Consider the following 16,198-nt stretch of genomic DNA (forward strand, 5'->3'; position numbering starts at 1 on the left):
GGGTTTCCGATCGCTTGGTGGAACTGTGATCCGCGGCTCCCCCGCATTCGGGGATCGGTAGTGTTAAGCCGGTTTTAACAGAAAAATGGCATTTTTAATCACACACCTCCAGAAGCCGCGAAATCGAACAGATGTGGGACGAAATGGAATGAGTGCCGGCTTCGAAAAGGCGGACACATCATCAGAGACCGACGGGACGCTCGCCGGGGCCGATCTGCAGACGGCGCTCTTCGATGCGGTGTGCGACAGCCTTTCGGCAGCGTTCATCATCTACGACAAGAACGATCATCTGATTTTCGCAAGCCGCCAGATTCTCGAATTCTTCCCCTTGCCGCCCGAGATGCTGAAGCCGGGCATCCGGCTGCGCGATTTCCTGGGCGCGATCTACGATACCGGCGTTCGCCAGCAATATGATATCAGGCAGAGCGGCTCGATGAGCCGCGAGGACTGGCTGTCGCAGAAAATCGCCTCGCATTGGCGCGAGCGCTTCGAATCCGCCGAGCGACATGGCGCCGACAGCTGGGTCCGCTTCGTCAAGCGCAGGCTGCCGAGCGGTTACGGCGTAACCGTCGTTTCCGATATCTCCGAGGACAAGAAGCGCGAGGCGCAGTGGCGCTCGGACCTGGAACGGGTGCAGCTCACCGAAGACATTCTCGATAACCTGCCGTTCCCGCTTTTCGTCAAGGATCGCAACCTCACCTATGTTGCGGTGAACCTCGCCTTTTGCGAGAAATATCAGAGGAGCGCCGACGAGGTGCTCGGGCGCAAGAGCGGCGATCTCTTCTCACCCGAGATCGCCAAGCGCTTCGAAGAAAGCGATCGTCATGTGCTGGAGACCGGCGAAATGTCGATCTCCCGCCAGCGGCAGATCTCCCGCGACGGCATCGAGCGCGACATCGTCAGCCGCAAGCATCGCATCGGCAAGCCCGGCCGCTATTTCCTGGTGTCGACCATGCAGGACCTGCCGCGCGACGGTGCCGATCTCGAGGAGTTCGATCGCGCCTCGGCGATCACCGCCTCCGCCAACCAGAGTTATCGCCGCGCCTATGTGCCGGTGCCGAGCGCTGTGGAGCGCCGCGAGCCGGCGGCGATGGAGGCGATCGTTCCGGAGAATTTCTCCGGCCGCAAGATCCTCGTCGTCACCGCCGACCTTGCCGCCGAGGCCGCCGCTCTGCGGACGCTGTCGAAATATGGTTTCGAATCCTGCTCGGTGCGTGGTGAGGATGAAGAGGAGCGGTTCCTGGAAATCGCCACCTCCTCCGGCATTTCGCTCGATCTCTTGATCATCGACAACCAGATGGGCATGCGCTGCCTCGAGCTTTCCGAGCAATACGGCATCCCGGCGCTCGTCATGGACGGCTTTCAGATCGCCAACGAGCTCACCTTCCAGATCGCCCGTCATTTCAATCGCAACAGCCGCAATAGCGGTGACGGGGCGGACGCGGATTGGGAAATCAGTACTTCCGACGATACGGCCGGCCTGCAGGTTCTCGTCGCCGAAGACAACGATATCAACCAGATCGTGTTTTCACAGATCCTCGAGGGCCTCGGCTATCGTCATATGATCGCGGCGACCGGCGACGAGGTCGTGCGCCTCTGGGCCGAACACCGGCCCGGCGTGGTGATGATGGACATTTCGCTGCCGGGCTTCAACGGCTTCGAGGCCGCGCGCCTGATCCGCCAGATGGAGGAAGCCGGCGGCGCAGCCCGCACCCCGATCATCGGCGTGCTCACGCAGGCCTTCGAGCGCGATCGCGCCGAATGCGCCAAATCAGGCATGGACGACGTCATCATGAAACCCGTCAGCCCCGACATGCTCGAGACGATATTCCAGAAATACCTGATGGAAGACGCCACACGGGTCCGAGCGAGCGGATGATACCGGTATCCGGCGGCGCGTGTCGTCAATTCCCCAATTTTGGGGCGAATCAGGCTGCCGACGCCGCTGATTTACTAGCGAATTGTTAAGAAATCCCGGTCATTCTTTGCCCGGCTGCGGAGGAAAGCTCGGATTTGGATGATGAAATCGGCGGAAACGGCTTCCTTGACCGTGAGTCACAATGAGCTTCAAGCGATGGCCTATACCGATCCGCTGACCGGATTGGGAAATCGCAATCGCATGCGCGAAAAGGTCCTGCAGATCTCCGCCGAACGTGCCAGCGATCCGGCCCCTTTCACCATCGGCATCGCCAATCTCGACAGCTTCAAGCCGATCAACGATCTCTTCGGCTCCTCGGCCGGCGATGAGATCCTCTGCCAGGTCGCCCATCGGCTGAGGGCCTGCATTCCGGACGGCGCGCTGGTCACCCGCCACGACGGCGACGAATTCGCCTTCGTGCTGCCGTTGATTTTCGAAAGGGCGAGCGCCGAGAAGTTCGGCCAGATGATCCGCGAGGTGCTGTCGGCGCCCTATGATCTCGGCGACCGCAACGTTCGCCTCTCCGCCTCCTTCGGCTTTGCCATCTACCCCTTCGCCGGCGAGGACTGCGAAGAACTGCTAAAGAGCGCCGACACCGCCCTCTATCGCTCCAAGCGCCGCGGTCGCGGCCAGATCACCGTCTATTCGCGGGAAATCGCGCAGGAGATGAAGCGCGCAACACAGCTGGAGCAGGCGCTCAGAAACGCCATCATCACGGACGCCATCGACGTTCACTTCCAGCCGATCGTCTCGCTCGCCAACAATCAGGTCGTCGGCTTCGAGGCGCTCGCCCGCTGGAACGATCCCGATCTCGGTTTCGTGGCGCCCGGCGTCTTCGTGCCGCTCGCCGAAGAGCGTGGTTTCATCGACGCGCTGTCGGAGGCCCTGCTTCGCAAGGCTGCTGAAGCAGCCTTGTCCTGGCCGCGTGAACTCTTTCTGTCGTTCAATCTCTCTTCGGCGCAGCTGATGGACCCCGGCACGAGCGGCAGCATCCTGTCGATCCTCGGCCGGGTCGGCTTCGATCCGCACCGCCTGGAACTGGAAATCACCGAGACGGCGGTGATGGGTTCGGCCGACACCGCCCACCGCATCATTGCCGATCTGCGTGCAGCCGGCGTTCGCATCTCGCTCGACGACTTCGGCACGGGCCAGTCGAGCCTCGGTCGTCTGCGCGACTTCATCTTCGACAAGATCAAGATCGACCGCGCCTTCGTCTCGCGCATCAATTCCGACCGCGCCTCCGAACACATCATCAAGGCGATCCTTTCCATGTGCGAAGGCCTGGAACTGGAAGTCGTGGCCGAAGGCATCGAGGATTATGCCGAAGCCGTGAAGCTGCGCACGCTCGGCTGCGGCATGGGCCAGGGCTACCATTTCGGCCGCCCGGCCGATGGCATCGCCACGCTGCGCTTCCTGCACGAGAACTATTACGATATGGTGCCCGCCGAGCGCGTCAGCGCATAAGCAATACCAGCAAAAGTGCGCAGCGGTTTTGCGTCCGGGATTGCGCAAAGCAAAAAGCCAATACCAGCGCACGTGCGCAGCGGTTTTGCGTGGTGAACTGCGTGAAACATGCAAAAAGCAATGGCGCCCCTAGGAGCGCCATCGCCTACGCTGTACTACCGCGCGCGGTTTACTTCGGCGTGGTCGAGCCGGTTGCCGTCGTGTCGGTACCGGTTGCGGCCGGGGCCTTCTCTGCAGACTGCATTGCCAATGTCTTGAACTCGGGCGCAGCCTTCAGCGATTCAGCGGTTTCGGTTGTTGTCAGCTTGAGACTGCCGTCCTGAGTGTTCTGGGCGATGGTGATTTTTTCGATCGGAACGGCGACGTCCTTTTCGCCGATGCCGAGGAAGCCGCCCACGCCGACTATCGCAGCAACGATGCCGCCATCTTTCTTCATGATCAGGTCGTTGATGCTACCGATGCTTTCATTGTTGGCGTTGTAGACCGACTGACCGATATAAGTGTTGGCGCTGATCTGGTCGGGAGCCTGCTCCGTCAGATAGGTACCCTGAGCTACATCCGTGCTCGGTTTTGCAGCCGGAGCCTGTGCAGCGTCGCCCGCGGGCTTAGTGACATCAGGGGTGACGGGCTTGGGGGCAGCCGGATCGGCCGGCGCTGCCTGATTGGTCGCGGCGGGATCGGCAGGCTGCGGCGCCGTCTGCGAAAATGCCGCCGGTGCGAAAGCCGTGGCAAACAGCGCGCCAGCGGCAACGGTCGTCAAAAGTTTGCGTGTCATTTCGAACCTACTTTCATTTCCCTAGAGTGATCGCTGAGCCGGCAATGCATCATCCTTGCCGCGCCGGTTCGAAGGGAAAATGAGTGGTGCGCCGATTGGTTCCGGTTGAAAACACGGAAAATTTCTCGATTATCACGGAACTTTTATTGGCGAACGGCCCGGAAACGAAAAAGGCGCCCCACTCGGGAGCGCCTTGCATGGCGGCTGGCCGAGTTGCTGTCAGAGCACATAGACGGGATCGAACACGCCCTTGACCTCGATGCCGAGTTCCAGAAGCGCGCCCGCGCTTGGCTGAGCCGAACGGGCATCCTCGTCAAGCCCTTCCCAGGCCGTCGTCACCGCCAGCCGGTCGGCATTGGCGCCGATGAAGGCCGGGCAGGAGGGCTGGACGGCTGGAACCTTGTAGCGCGAGATACGTAAGCCATCGGGATTGTAGCGATCGACGACGCCGGCGCCCCAGCGGGCATTCCAGATATAGCCGTCGGCATCGACCACCGAACCGTCGATACCGCCGGGTTCGTTCATGCTGTCGACGAGCACGATCGGCTCGCCCGCAGGCAGACCGGTCTGCGGATCGACCATGACGCGCATCAGCCGGTTGATGCGGGAATCCGTGTAGTAGCCGACCGTGCCGTCCGGGGAAAAGCAGATCGAATTCGGGATGCTGATGCCGCTGAAGATCTTTGTCACCTTGCCGCCGGCGACATGATAGATGGCGCCGGCCTGGTTCTCCGCCCGCTTGCTCATCGTGCCGATCCAGAGCGCTCCCGACGGATGGGTGCGGCCGTCATTTGAGCGGTTCTCCGGTCTGTCGTTTTCGAGTGCGGCGTAGAAGGTGAGGTTGCCGCTCACCACGTCACGCACGAAAAGCCCTTCTTCGGTCGCGATGAGCTGCCGTCCGGTATCGACGCGGGCCAGCACGCTTGCCATGACCGGCAGCGAATGGACCTTTTTGGCGCGTGTCGAAAGGTTGAGCTCGTGCAGCTCCTTGCCGAGGATGTTGAACCACCAGACTGTATCGCTGTCCGGATCATAGGTCGGACCTTCGCCGAGAACGGAATTGGTGTTGCAAAGGGTCTTGCCTTCGAACTCGTAAATCTCGGTCATACGTTCACGCTCCCATGGCTGCATCATAGGCGTAAATGGTCGCCTTGGCGCGCTCGGCAACCTCTGCCGCGGTCATTCCGGGCTTGTAGAGGCTGGTGCCGAGGCCGAAGGCTGAGATGCCGGCCCTGGTGTAATCGGCGAAATTCTTGTCCGACACGCCGCCGACGGCGGCAATCGTCAGTTCCGGCGGCAGGATCGCCCGGATCGCCGTGATGCCGGAAGGGCCAAGCACGCTCGCCGGGAAGAATTTGAGACCGGTGGCGCCGGCGCGTGCGGCCGCTAAGGCCTCCGTCGGCGTAAAGACGCCCGGCATCGTCACCATACCATATTCGCGCGCCCGGATGATCACGTCCGGTTCGACATTCGGGGTCACCAGCAGCTTGCCGCCCGCCGCATTCAGGTTGTCGACAGCCTCGACCGTCAGCACCGTGCCGGCGCCGATCAGCACCTCGGCCGGCGCCATCTTCGCGGCGATCTCGATGGATTTGAACGGCTCCGGCGAATTGAGCGGAATCTCGATGGCCGTCAGGCCGTTTTCGATCAGGGCGCCGACGATGCTCTCGGTCTCGTCGGGCAGGATGCCGCGCAGGATGGCGATCAGCGGGCGCTTCATGTCAGGGAAGGGGATACGGTTCATCGTGTCAGCTTTCTCAATTCGGCCAGATGGCTTCGGCGGCTGCCGATAGGCCGCGGCGCACGGCCGCGTCGGCGTCGATGGCGGTGAAGGCAAGGGAGAGGGTGTTGAAGGCCTGCTCGTAGAGCGCCTGCAGGCGTCCGGAGGCGACGAGGGTGATATCGGTGCCGTTGGCGGCATCCTGCAGCGCGCCGGCAATTTCGAGGCCGATCAGCGTGCCGGAAAGCCGGGCCTGCGCGGCCGCGGCGGAGACCCCGTGCAGCAGCTGGCCCGAACGGGCGGTAAACAGCAGATTGGAGGCAAGTGCGGGATGGACAAAGGCCGCCGATACGGCCGCCTCGAAGGCAGCCGCATCCGCCGGCTGTTGTTCGGCACCTGCCACGGCATGCGACAGGATCGTGTTTTTGCTGATCACGTCGAAAAGTTCGCCGGTCATGAAAGTCGAAAAGCCGGCGACCTTGCCGTCCGCCACATGCACCCATTTCGAATGCGTGCCGGGCATACAGACTGCCTGCGCCGCGGAATTCGCGCGGCTGAGTGCGCCGAGAAGCTGGGTCTCCTCGCCGCGCATGACATCGGGCCTCGCCACATCCCGCTGGGCAAGGCCCGGCAGGATGCGGATGTCACGGCTTTCACCCGGCACGCGGACCGCCGCGGTGAGGATCGAGGCGAGCGGCGCGGGCACGTCGATATAGCCGGCTTCGACCCAGCCCTGCCTTGCGCCGGCCATGCCGCAAACGATGACAGGCAGACCTTGCGGCGCTTCGACAGCGGTGAGATGGCCCGACAGCACCTGGGAAAAGCCGATCTTAGCCGCGCTCGTCATGCCTTCGCCGCTGCGGCGTTCGGCAAGGATGCCGCCGTCCCTGTCGATCAGCCAGAGCCGGAAACTGCTGGTGCCCCAGTCCACCGCGACGTAAGCGGGATTAGCCATTACAAAACGCCTCCATCGACGATCAGGGACTGAGCGGTCATCGCAGCCGCGCAGTCGGATGCAAGAAACAGGCAGGGACCGACGATGGCATCCGCCTTGAGCGGGACTTTCAGGCATTGCTGCTCGACCGAGCGGGCGATGCTTTCCTCGGTGAGCCACAGCTGCATCTGCCGTTCGGTGACGACCATGCCGGGCAGAATGCAGTTCACCCGGATATTTTCCGGCCCGAGCCGGCCGGCCATGCTCTTCGTCAGTCCGACGACCGCCGCCTTCGCCGCCGCATAGGAAGGAAAGCCGCCCATGTTCAGCTTGAAGGCGATCGATGACATATTGACGATCGCGCCGCCGCCGGCTGCCCGCATCGACGGCGCCACCGCCTGCGAGGTGAAGAACACATGCCGCAGATTGACCGCCTGATTGTTGTCCCAATAGGCCTCGGTCACCGCGTCGAATTCGTGGCGGTCATCCCACGCTGCATTGTTGACAAGCACGCGGATCGGCCCGGATGTCTGAACGACGACATCGACCGTGCGCCGGATCGCCTCGATGTCGCGCAGATCGGCATGGTAGAACAGCACCGGATGCGCCGTTTCCCGCGACAGTCTTTCCGCGAGTTCGCTGCCGGCCGTCTCGGCAATGTCGATGAAGGAGACCTTAGCGCCCTGGCGTGCGAAACCTTCGACGATCGCGGCACCGATGCCCGATCCGCCGCCGGTCACGAGCACGGCGCGATCTTTGAACTCGGGAAATTGTGCTGCCACTGCGCTCACCGTTTCCTCCCTCCCAGATGTTCCATTATTCGGAACTTAATTTGACTATGTGGAATTATCGGATTATGCTGGTCTACCTGTCAAGGGCGCACGCTTGCCGGCGCGGATCGATTCGATGGCACATAGACAATGACTTCAAGCGACGGCATGGCCCAGGCCCGCGAGACCGGCACCCTCGGCAAATTGATGGTTCTCCTCGATCTCGTCACCCATGCGGATACGCCACTACGCTTCACCGATATCCTGACGCTCGCCGGCCAGCCGCGCGGCACGCTGCATCGCCAGCTCAGCCACCTGGTGGAGGAGGGGTTGCTGGAGCTCGATGGTGACGGCTGTTATGCGCCGGGCCTGCGCCTGCTCGATTTCGCCGCGCGCAGCTGGGCGCGCAACGAATTCCGTCTGGTTGCCGAACCGCACCTGAGCGAACTCCAGCAGGCGACCGGCGAGACGGTGCATCTCGGCGTTCTCCGGGGACAGTCGATCATCTATCTCGACAAGGTCGAAGGCCGTCAGCCGGTGCGCATGTATTCGCAGATCGGCAACGCCTCGCCCTGCTACTGCACCGGCGTCGGCAAGGCCGCTCTTTCGCTGCTTCCGCCCGAAACTCTTGCCGATCTCCTCGCCGGCCTGAACTTCACCAGCTTTACCGCCTCGACACATGCTTCGCCTGAGACGCTTGCCGCCGAAATCCGCGAGATTGCCGAACAGGGCTATGCTTTCGACCTCGAGGAGCACGAGGCCGGCATCCGCTGCGTCGCCGCGCCCGTCTGGTCGGAGGATCGCACCTTCATCGGGGGCATTTCGGTCACGGGCCCGGCCTACCGGCTGTCGATGGAACTTCTGCGTCAGTGGGCCGTTCCCGTACAGCTGGCGGCTGCGAGGATTATGGAGGGCATGCGCGTCCGCCTCGGCCCGCGCCGGTGACGGTATCGCTATCACCTTTGCTGGACGGCTCGCTAAGCATGCTTATGATGAGCGAAATATTGAGATTTGGGGGCGAATCACGCCAAGTGGAATGACCCGCGAATCTACAACCACGCATTGGCTGAAGCCTGTCTGCCGAGACCGCTTCCACGTAATTCAATACACGCTCGTCACGCCTCGATGCAACCGAACCGGCCGCGGCGCCGAAGATGAAAACTGTGATGGTACCCTTGTCGCAAACCTCCACGGAAGAAGACGATTATATCAACGAAATCGCCGGTCTGAAGACGCAGTTCGATATTTTCCGTTTCTTGAAACGCGTCACGGAAGCCTATCGCAGTCGCGCCTTCATGGTTCTCAACCTGCCGCCGATCACCTCTCTCGACCTGCAGGCCAACACCGTCATCACCAGTTGGCCGGCCGAGCTTCTGGCGCTCTACGACCAGGAAGCGCTGATGGTGAACAGCCCGGTTTTGAGGCGGCTTAGAACATCGACGCGGCCTTTCTTTTACGACATGTCGCGGGAGGCCTGGGCGCGGGACGACGGCAAGTCCGTCCTGGTCACGGGGTTGTTCGAGCGTTTCAGGATGATACGCGGCGCCTATTTCCCAACCCACGAGGCCTCCGGCCTGCGCGGTGCCGTCTCCTTCTCCGGCGACCGCGAACCCTTCAGCGCCGCCGAAATGCGCGAGCTTTGTTATATCGCCATCCATGTCTTTGACAGGCTTGCCGAAATCCGCAACCTCGATACGCGCATGACGGATTCGCTGACCGACCGAGAGATCGACTGCCTCAACTGGACGGCGGCCGGTAAGACCAGCGCCGAGATTGCCGAAATCCTCGCGCTGTCGGAGCATACGGTCAATCATTACCTCAACCGCGCCACCAAGAAGCTCGACACGGTCAACCGCACCCAGGCGGTCGCCAAGGCACTGCGGATCGGCCTGATCAAATAAGTCGCAAAGATGGTGGCGCGCCGTGGCCGTCCGCTCAGCTCTTAGGCAGAACCGGGATGTTGCCGCGGCGCTTCTCGGCGCTTTTCCCGATTTTTTCATCTGGCACGCTTTCTGCATCTCCTTTGCCAGAGGTCCAGAGGGGACTTTGATGACCAGCGCCAGGAAATGGCGCGGCCGACACACCGCTGCCCGACGCCGACGCCGCTTCTCTCCCGGCCTTCGGCGTCGGTGGCGGTTGTTGCCTTTTGGCACCGCTTCTTGCGCAGCTGTTTACGATTTCCCCTTCCCGGTCACTTTTCACTGGCCTTTTTTTCGGCTTGCGCTAATTCGCCCCGCATTGCGCCGGTTCTTGGGGAGAGAGACCGTTGCGGCCATCAGGGCGAAAAGCCCGGCGGACTTGATGGCCGCAGCGGATTCGCGGGGTCCCCGCCGGCGTTTTTCGCAGCCGGCAAATTGATTTTCCTCCCGATGATTTTGTTTGGCGAAGACGTGCGGCTCCACTATCTCTACCGCATGATTTCATGCCTTGGCCGGAATTGGCCGAGGCCAAAATCATGTGCGCGCCTTGAAAGACGCGTGGCGCCGTAGTCTGCGAGAAGAAGCAATGAGGGTGGAATGACCGACGTCACCAAGGAACAGGTTCTCGAAACGCTGAAGACCGTGCGCGGACCGGATCTCGAACACGACATCGTCGCGCTCGGCATGGTCTCCGATGTCTTCATCTCCGACGGCAAGGTCTATTTTTCCATCACCGTTCCGGCCGAACGCGCCAAGGAGCTGGAGCCGATGCGGCTCGCCGCCGAGCGCGTCATCAAGGAGATGCCGGGTGTCAAGGGTGCGCTCGTCACGCTGACGGCCGACAAGAAGGCGGCCGCCGCGGCGCCCGCTGCCCGCCCGGCGCCGAACCCGCCCCACGGTCATGCCGGTCATGATCATGGGAGCCACGCGCATGCGCCGCAGCAACAGCCGCCCCGCGCCGGCAAGATCGGTGTCCCCGGTATCGGCGCCATCATTGCTGTCGCCTCCGGCAAGGGCGGTGTCGGCAAGTCCACCACCGCCGTCAACCTGGCCCTCGGCCTGCTCGCCAACGGTCTCCGGGTCGGCATTCTCGATGCCGATATTTACGGCCCGTCGATGCCGCGGCTCTTGAAGATCTCCGGCCGCCCGACGCAGATCGATGGCCGTATCATCAATCCGATGGAAAATTACGGCCTCAAGGTCATGTCGATGGGTTTCCTCGTCGACGAGGAGACGGCGATGATCTGGCGCGGGCCGATGGTCCAGTCTGCCCTGATGCAGATGCTGCGCGAAGTGGCATGGGGCGAGCTCGACGTTCTCGTCGTCGACATGCCGCCCGGCACCGGCGATGCGCAATTGACGATGGCCCAGCAGGTACCGCTTGCCGGCGCCGTCATCGTTTCAACGCCGCAGGATCTCGCCCTGATCGATGCCCGCAAGGGCCTCAACATGTTCCGCAAGGTCGAGGTGCCGGTTCTCGGCATCGTCGAAAACATGAGCTATTTCATAGCACCCGACACCGGCACCCGCTACGACATTTTCGGTCATGGCGGCGCCCGCAAGGAGGCCGAGCGCATCGGCGTGCCCTTCCTCGGCGAAGTGCCGCTGACGATGAACATCCGCGAAACGTCCGATGCCGGCACGCCGCTCGTCGCCTCCGATCCGAACGGCGTCGTCGCCGGCATCTATCGCGGCATCGCTGCGAAGGTGTGGCAGCAGCTCGGCGGCCAGCCCCAGCGCGCGGCGCCGGCGATCGTCTTTGAATGACGTCTCGGTTTATGGGCAGGACTTCCGGGCCGGAGCGCATGACAGCAAAGCGCTGAAGCGCCGAATCACCGTTGCGACCACCTCGAATTGTGCGGGAAATGTGGTGAAAAGCCGCGCTTCACGGAAGATGTCTTGATTATTTCACGGCTTTGCTTCATATGCCGCGGCGCCATGATGGCATTGCTGCAGATGCTCAATGACGGCCGTCTTCGTTTCGAAGGTCCCGGACCGCCTGCAAGGTCGAAGGGATTGGTAACTGCGATGCGGTGGAGCACAATGCGCATGCTGGCTTTCGAGGCCGGATGCAGCCGGAGTTGTATGAACTTTCTTGATCCGCTTCCGTTTGGGCCTGGAACGAGCCACCCTCGCATTGCCGCGATGGCGGACGGATGGAAAGGCTTGCAATGAAGATGATGACCACGAAGTGTCGTGAGCATCGGAGACGCTGCCGGTGATCACCGCTTACCGTTCCAATTGCAAATCGGTCGAGATCCGCGATCTCTCGCAGCCGGCATCCTTTCCCGAGGATGTCGTCTGGATCGATATGCTCGAGCCGAGCCGCGAGGAGGAGCTTTATGTCGAGAAGGTTCTCGGCATCGAGGTGCCGACTCGCGACGATCTCAAGGACATCGAACCGTCGGCTCGCCTTTATATCGAAAACGACGCCGTCTTCATGACCGCTTCGCTCGTCTGGAAGGCGGACACCGACGCGCCGACGCTGACCGATGTCGCTTTCATCCTGGCCGGAAACCGCCTGGTCACCATCCGCTACGCCCAACCGAAATCCTTTGCGCTGTTCATCGCCGCCCTTCACCGGCTGCCGGAAAACTGGCGCAGCGGCGCGGCCCTTCTCGCCAAGCTGCTGGAGACGATCGTCGACCGGACCGCCGAAATCCTCGAAACCTCCGTCTCGCGCATCGACATCTTGTCGACGCATGTCTTCGGCAGGGCGAATAAGGTCCGCAAGCCTTCGAACTACCTCGAGCAGAAATTGCGCGATATCGCCGGTCATCACCGCATGATCAGCAAGCTGCGCGACAGTCTCGGCTCGCTTTCCCGGCTTCTGACGTTCTTTTACACGGTCCCGGCGATCCAGCAGGACCACGAGGCCAGGGAGCTCTGCCGCACTGTCTCGCGCGATATTCAATCGCTGTCGGAGCATGCCTCCTTTGTCGCCGGCAACATCACCTTCCTGCTCGACGCCTCACTCGGCCTCATCAACATTGAACAGAACTCGATCATCAAGATTTTCTCGATCGCCTCCGTCGTGTTCCTGCCGCCGACATTGGTCGCTTCCATCTATGGCATGAATTTTCAGGTCATGCCGGAACTGGCCTGGGCGGCGGGTTATCCCTATTCGCTGGCCTTGATGGTAATATCAGCCGTCATCCCCTTTTTCTTTTTTCGCTGGAAAGGCTGGCTCTGAAGAGCCTGTTGAAATTTCATGTCCGAAGAGAGCGATCCGCACGAACGCCACATGACGCCGCGCAAGCTGTTCTATCTCGCGCTCGGTTCCGTTGGTGTCGTCTACGGCGATATCGGCACGAGCCCGCTCTACGCTTTTCGCGAAGCGCTGAAGCCCGTCGCCCATGACGGCGTCACCCGTTTCGAGATCATCAGTCTTATTTCCCTGATGATCTGGGCGCTGACCATTATCGTCACCATCAAATACGTCCTCTTCCTGCTGCGCGCCGACAACGACGGTGAGGGCGGCACGCTGTCGCTGCTCGCCCTTCTGATGAAGACCGCCAACGGCCATACCGCACTGCTGATGCTGCTCGGACTGATGGGCGCTGCCCTGTTCCTCGGCGATGCGATGATCACGCCGGCACTTTCGGTGCTGTCGGCCGTCGAGGGTCTGAAACTCGTCACGCCCAGCCTGGCGGAATATATCGTGCCGATCTCGGTGGTGATCCTGGCGCTGCTCTTCGTCGTGCAATCGCGCGGCACCGGTGCCGTCGCCAAGTTCTTCGGGCCGATCACTGCTCTCTGGTTCCTCGTCATGGCCGCCGCCGGCATCTCCCATATCTCAGACGATTTCGGCATCCTCGCCGCCTTCAACCCCTATTATGCTGTCAGCTTCCTGCTGCATGAGGGCTTTTACGGCGTCGTCGTGCTCGGTGCTGTCTTCCTGACGGTAACGGGTGCCGAGGCGCTTTATGCCGACCTCGGCCATTTCGGCCGCCGCCCGATTCAATGGGCCTGGTTCCTGCTGGTGTTTCCGGCGCTGACGCTGAATTATCTCGGGCAGGGTGCGCTCGTCCTCGGCAATCCGATGACGATGTCCGACCCCTTCTATCTGATGTATCCGCAATGGGCGTTGCTGCCGGTCGTCATCCTGGCGACGGCGGCGACGATCATCGCCAGCCAGGCCGTCATAACGGGCGCCTTTTCGCTGGTGCGCCAGGGCATCAACCTCGGCTTCCTGCCGCGCATGGAAATCCTTTTCACCTCAGAAACCAATACGGGACAGATCTTCGTGCCGTCGGTCAACGCCGTGCTGTTCTTCGGCGTCATCTTCCTGGTGCTGAGCTTCAAGACCTCGGACGCATTGGCGACCGCCTACGGCATCTCAGTCACCGGCGCCATGGTCGTCACCTCGATCATGGCCTTCGAATTCGTCCGCGCACGCTGGAACTGGTCGCTGCCGGTCGCCGTGATCGCGCTCGCGCCACTCGTCGTGCTGGAAATGATCTTCCTCGGCGCCAACCTTCTGAAGATCCACGATGGTGGCTATATCCCGATCCTGATCGCCACCGCCTTTACCGTCGTCATGTGGACCTGGCGCCGCGGCACCGCGATCCTGATGGAGAAGACCCGGCACACCGATATTCCGCTCGCCTCCTTCGTCAGTTCCATCGAGCGCAAGAGCGAGCATTCGCCGGCCCAGGTTCCGGGCACGGCGATCTTCCTGACCAGCGATCCGGAATCGGCCCCCGCCGCCTTGCTGCACAATCTCAAGCACAACCACGTGCTTCACGACCGCAACGTCATCCTGACGATCCGCACCGTCAATAAGCCGCGGGTGGCGAGCCAGGACCGCTACAAGGTCGAGCAGATTTCCCCGCGTTTCTCCCGTGTCGAACTGCTGTTCGGCTTCATGGAATCGCAGAACGTCTCGCAGGCGCTCGCAACGCTGCGCAAGACCGGACTGAAGTTCGACATCATGTCGACCTCCTTCTATCTCGGCCGTCGCAAGCTGGTGCCGGATGCCAAGTCGGGCATGCCCTACTGGCAGGACCGGCTCTACATCGCGCTGGCCAACGCCGCCGCCAACCCCTCGGACTATTTCCGCCTGCCGGCCAACCGCGTGGTGGAGCTGGGCTCGCACGTTATTATTTGATGGATGGAAGTGACTGCTGACTTCAGCGCCCGCGCTTTGGATTTGCCCTTCCGCCACCTAACCTCCGTCATGCTCGGCCTTGAGCCGAGCATCCACACCGCACGCACCAGCAGCTGAGGCATGGGTCCTCGGCTCAAGGCCGAGGACGACGGAGATTGGGGATTCGTTTCCGTCGAACTCGCCCCGCAGGTTCAGGTCAACAGGCATAGCGCCACCATGAGCGCAGCGGCTCCTGGTGGACGAAGTTATCAGCCATATTAGAACATCCAAAAACTCACACTGCTACTTTCCGGCACGCCCCGTTAACCAGGCATCAAGGTTAATGAGAGATTTTCGATGGCATGTTCCCGCGTTCCATGCCCGGAGTTCGTGTTGCGTCGAAAGAGCCCTTCCCGTAGCAAGCTGCGTCTTCTTCCCGAGAACTGGGTGTCGCCCGCCATCTTCGGGCTTGCCGGCTGGCTGATCTTCCCGAGCGTTGCCTCCCACGCCGATCTCGCCACCATGCTTGCCGGTCTCGACCGTGAGGGGGAGAGCTGGCGCATGGTGCTGACCAATTCGCCGGCCGGCTCCATCCATCAGGCCGAGCTCGCCTTCGCCGATCCGGCAGCGACCGGCTCGATCGCCTCGGGCGCCGGCATGGTGCTGCCCGACGGCCGCAAGGTGGCTTTTACGGCCAAGGACAAGGGGCACGAGGACACGCCGGACGAGGACCGGGTCATTCGCGGCACGAAGAAGGGCCGCGTCGTCGCCATCGAGAAGATGCAGCCGCCGAAAGACTTTTCCGCCGGCTCCATTCTTGAGCGCACCAAGATGCTGTTCACTCCGAATTTCGATCTCAAGGACAGGTCGGCTTTCGTCAAGCCGAAGATCCAGGGTAGGGAAATCGAGATCGCCACCTCTTTCTATAGGAAACAGCCGGTGAGGCCGGAGGTCGGCATGCCGGCGATGCTCGCAAGCCTCGTCACCAGCAACAAGGCCGACGTGCTTGCCACCGCCTATGCGCCGGCGGCACCGGATTATGCCCGCCAGTCGCCCTTCGATTCGATCCTGAACGAACCGGAAAGCGGCCGCTTCGTCCCCCAGATCGGTCCGGGCGACCACGCCTGGGCCGCAAGCGTGCTGCCGCCGAGCGTCTTTTCCGCCCGCGAGCAGCAATGCCTTGCCTCAGGCATATATTTCGAGGCGCGCGGGGAATCGGTGAAGGGCCAGGCGGCCGTCGCCCAGGTCATACTCAACCGCGTTCGCAACCCCGCCTATCCCAAGAGCATCTGCGGCGTCGTCTACCAGAACGAGGATTGGCGCAACCGCTGCCAGTTTTCCTTCGCCTGCGACGCCATTAAGGACCGGGTGAATTCGCAATATCACTGGCGGGTCGCCCGCGACGTGGCCATGGCGGTGACATCAGGCAGAATCTGGCTGCCGCAGGTGGGGTCGGCGACGCACTACCATGCCGTTTACGTCCGCCCGAAATGGGCAAAGACCATGGAAAAGGTCGGGCGCATCGGTCTTCACGTCTTCTATCGCACCTATGGCGGCGGCTGGAGCTGAGAGAAAGCGTTGGGCGATGCCGATTTTCCGCCCCCAAAAG

General features: G+C 62.0%; 13 protein-coding genes. 8 read left to right on the top strand and 5 right to left on the bottom strand.

Translation table 11 applies throughout. The features are described 5' to 3' along the window. Positions 1-148 precede the first annotated feature (148 nt). Entirely contained in the window at positions 149-1,879 is a 1,731-nt protein-coding gene (locus NMA58_RS02480) for a response regulator (RefSeq protein WP_434712168.1), read from the top strand. 138 nt (positions 1,880-2,017) lie between these two features. After that, positions 2,018-3,382, top strand: a complete 1,365-nt coding sequence (locus tag NMA58_RS02485) for a putative bifunctional diguanylate cyclase/phosphodiesterase (protein WP_434712169.1) — start codon at positions 2,018-2,020, stop codon at positions 3,380-3,382. A gap of 169 nt (positions 3,383-3,551) precedes the next feature. On the opposite strand, the gene NMA58_RS02490 is transcribed toward NMA58_RS02485, so the two are convergent. The 5 genes from NMA58_RS02490 to NMA58_RS02510 form a co-directional block, all read right to left on the bottom strand. Further along, entirely contained in the window at positions 3,552-4,157 is a 606-nt protein-coding gene (locus tag NMA58_RS02490) for a PRC-barrel domain-containing protein (protein WP_183702985.1), read from the bottom strand. A 219-nt stretch (positions 4,158-4,376) separates the two neighbouring features. Then, positions 4,377-5,264 carry an SMP-30/gluconolactonase/LRE family protein gene (locus NMA58_RS02495; protein WP_430957106.1) on the bottom strand — a complete coding sequence of 296 codons (888 nt, stop codon included), beginning with the start codon at positions 5,262-5,264 and terminating at the stop codon, positions 4,377-4,379. Between the two features lie 4 nt (positions 5,265-5,268). Further along, positions 5,269-5,901 (bottom strand): 2-dehydro-3-deoxy-6-phosphogalactonate aldolase, encoded by a 633-nt coding sequence (locus tag NMA58_RS02500; RefSeq protein ID WP_434712171.1) that lies wholly within the window; start codon positions 5,899-5,901, stop codon positions 5,269-5,271. 13 nt (positions 5,902-5,914) lie between these two features. Next, on the bottom strand, positions 5,915-6,832 hold the full coding sequence (locus NMA58_RS02505; protein ID WP_434712172.1) for a 2-dehydro-3-deoxygalactonokinase: 918 nt from the start codon (positions 6,830-6,832) through the stop codon (positions 5,915-5,917). Beyond that, positions 6,832-7,602: an SDR family NAD(P)-dependent oxidoreductase gene (locus NMA58_RS02510; protein WP_434712173.1), complete on the bottom strand. Its 771-nt coding sequence runs from the start codon at positions 7,600-7,602 to the stop codon at positions 6,832-6,834. Before NMA58_RS02510 ends, NMA58_RS02505 begins: the two co-directional genes overlap by 1 nt. Before the next feature lie 129 nt (positions 7,603-7,731). On the opposite strand from NMA58_RS02510, the gene NMA58_RS02515 reads away from it, so the two are divergent. The 6 genes from NMA58_RS02515 (at position 7,732) to NMA58_RS02540 (ending at position 16,158) form a co-directional block, all read left to right on the top strand. Beyond that, a complete protein-coding gene (locus NMA58_RS02515) occupies positions 7,732-8,526 on the top strand; it encodes an IclR family transcriptional regulator (protein WP_183702993.1) in 795 nt (264 codons plus the stop codon). A 221-nt stretch (positions 8,527-8,747) separates the two neighbouring features. Then, entirely contained in the window at positions 8,748-9,482 is a 735-nt protein-coding gene (locus NMA58_RS02520; protein ID WP_183703084.1) for a LuxR family transcriptional regulator, read from the top strand. Between the two features lie 615 nt (positions 9,483-10,097). After that, positions 10,098-11,267 (top strand): Mrp/NBP35 family ATP-binding protein, encoded by a 1,170-nt coding sequence (locus NMA58_RS02525; RefSeq protein ID WP_430957110.1) that lies wholly within the window; start codon positions 10,098-10,100, stop codon positions 11,265-11,267. 451 nt (positions 11,268-11,718) lie between these two features. Then, positions 11,719-12,693: a magnesium transporter CorA family protein gene (locus NMA58_RS02530; protein WP_434712174.1), complete on the top strand. Its 975-nt coding sequence runs from the start codon at positions 11,719-11,721 to the stop codon at positions 12,691-12,693. A gap of 18 nt (positions 12,694-12,711) precedes the next feature. Next, positions 12,712-14,610 carry a potassium transporter Kup gene (locus tag NMA58_RS02535; RefSeq protein WP_085777138.1) on the top strand — a complete coding sequence of 633 codons (1,899 nt, stop codon included), beginning with the start codon at positions 12,712-12,714 and terminating at the stop codon, positions 14,608-14,610. 336 nt (positions 14,611-14,946) lie between these two features. Beyond that, a complete protein-coding gene (locus NMA58_RS02540) occupies positions 14,947-16,158 on the top strand; it encodes a cell wall hydrolase (RefSeq protein ID WP_434712176.1) in 1,212 nt (403 codons plus the stop codon). Positions 16,159-16,198: the final 40 nt, after the last annotated feature.

It is taken from the genome of Rhizobium sp. YTUHZ045, from assembly GCF_051124255.1.
Lineage (GTDB): Bacteria > Pseudomonadota > Alphaproteobacteria > Rhizobiales > Rhizobiaceae > Rhizobium.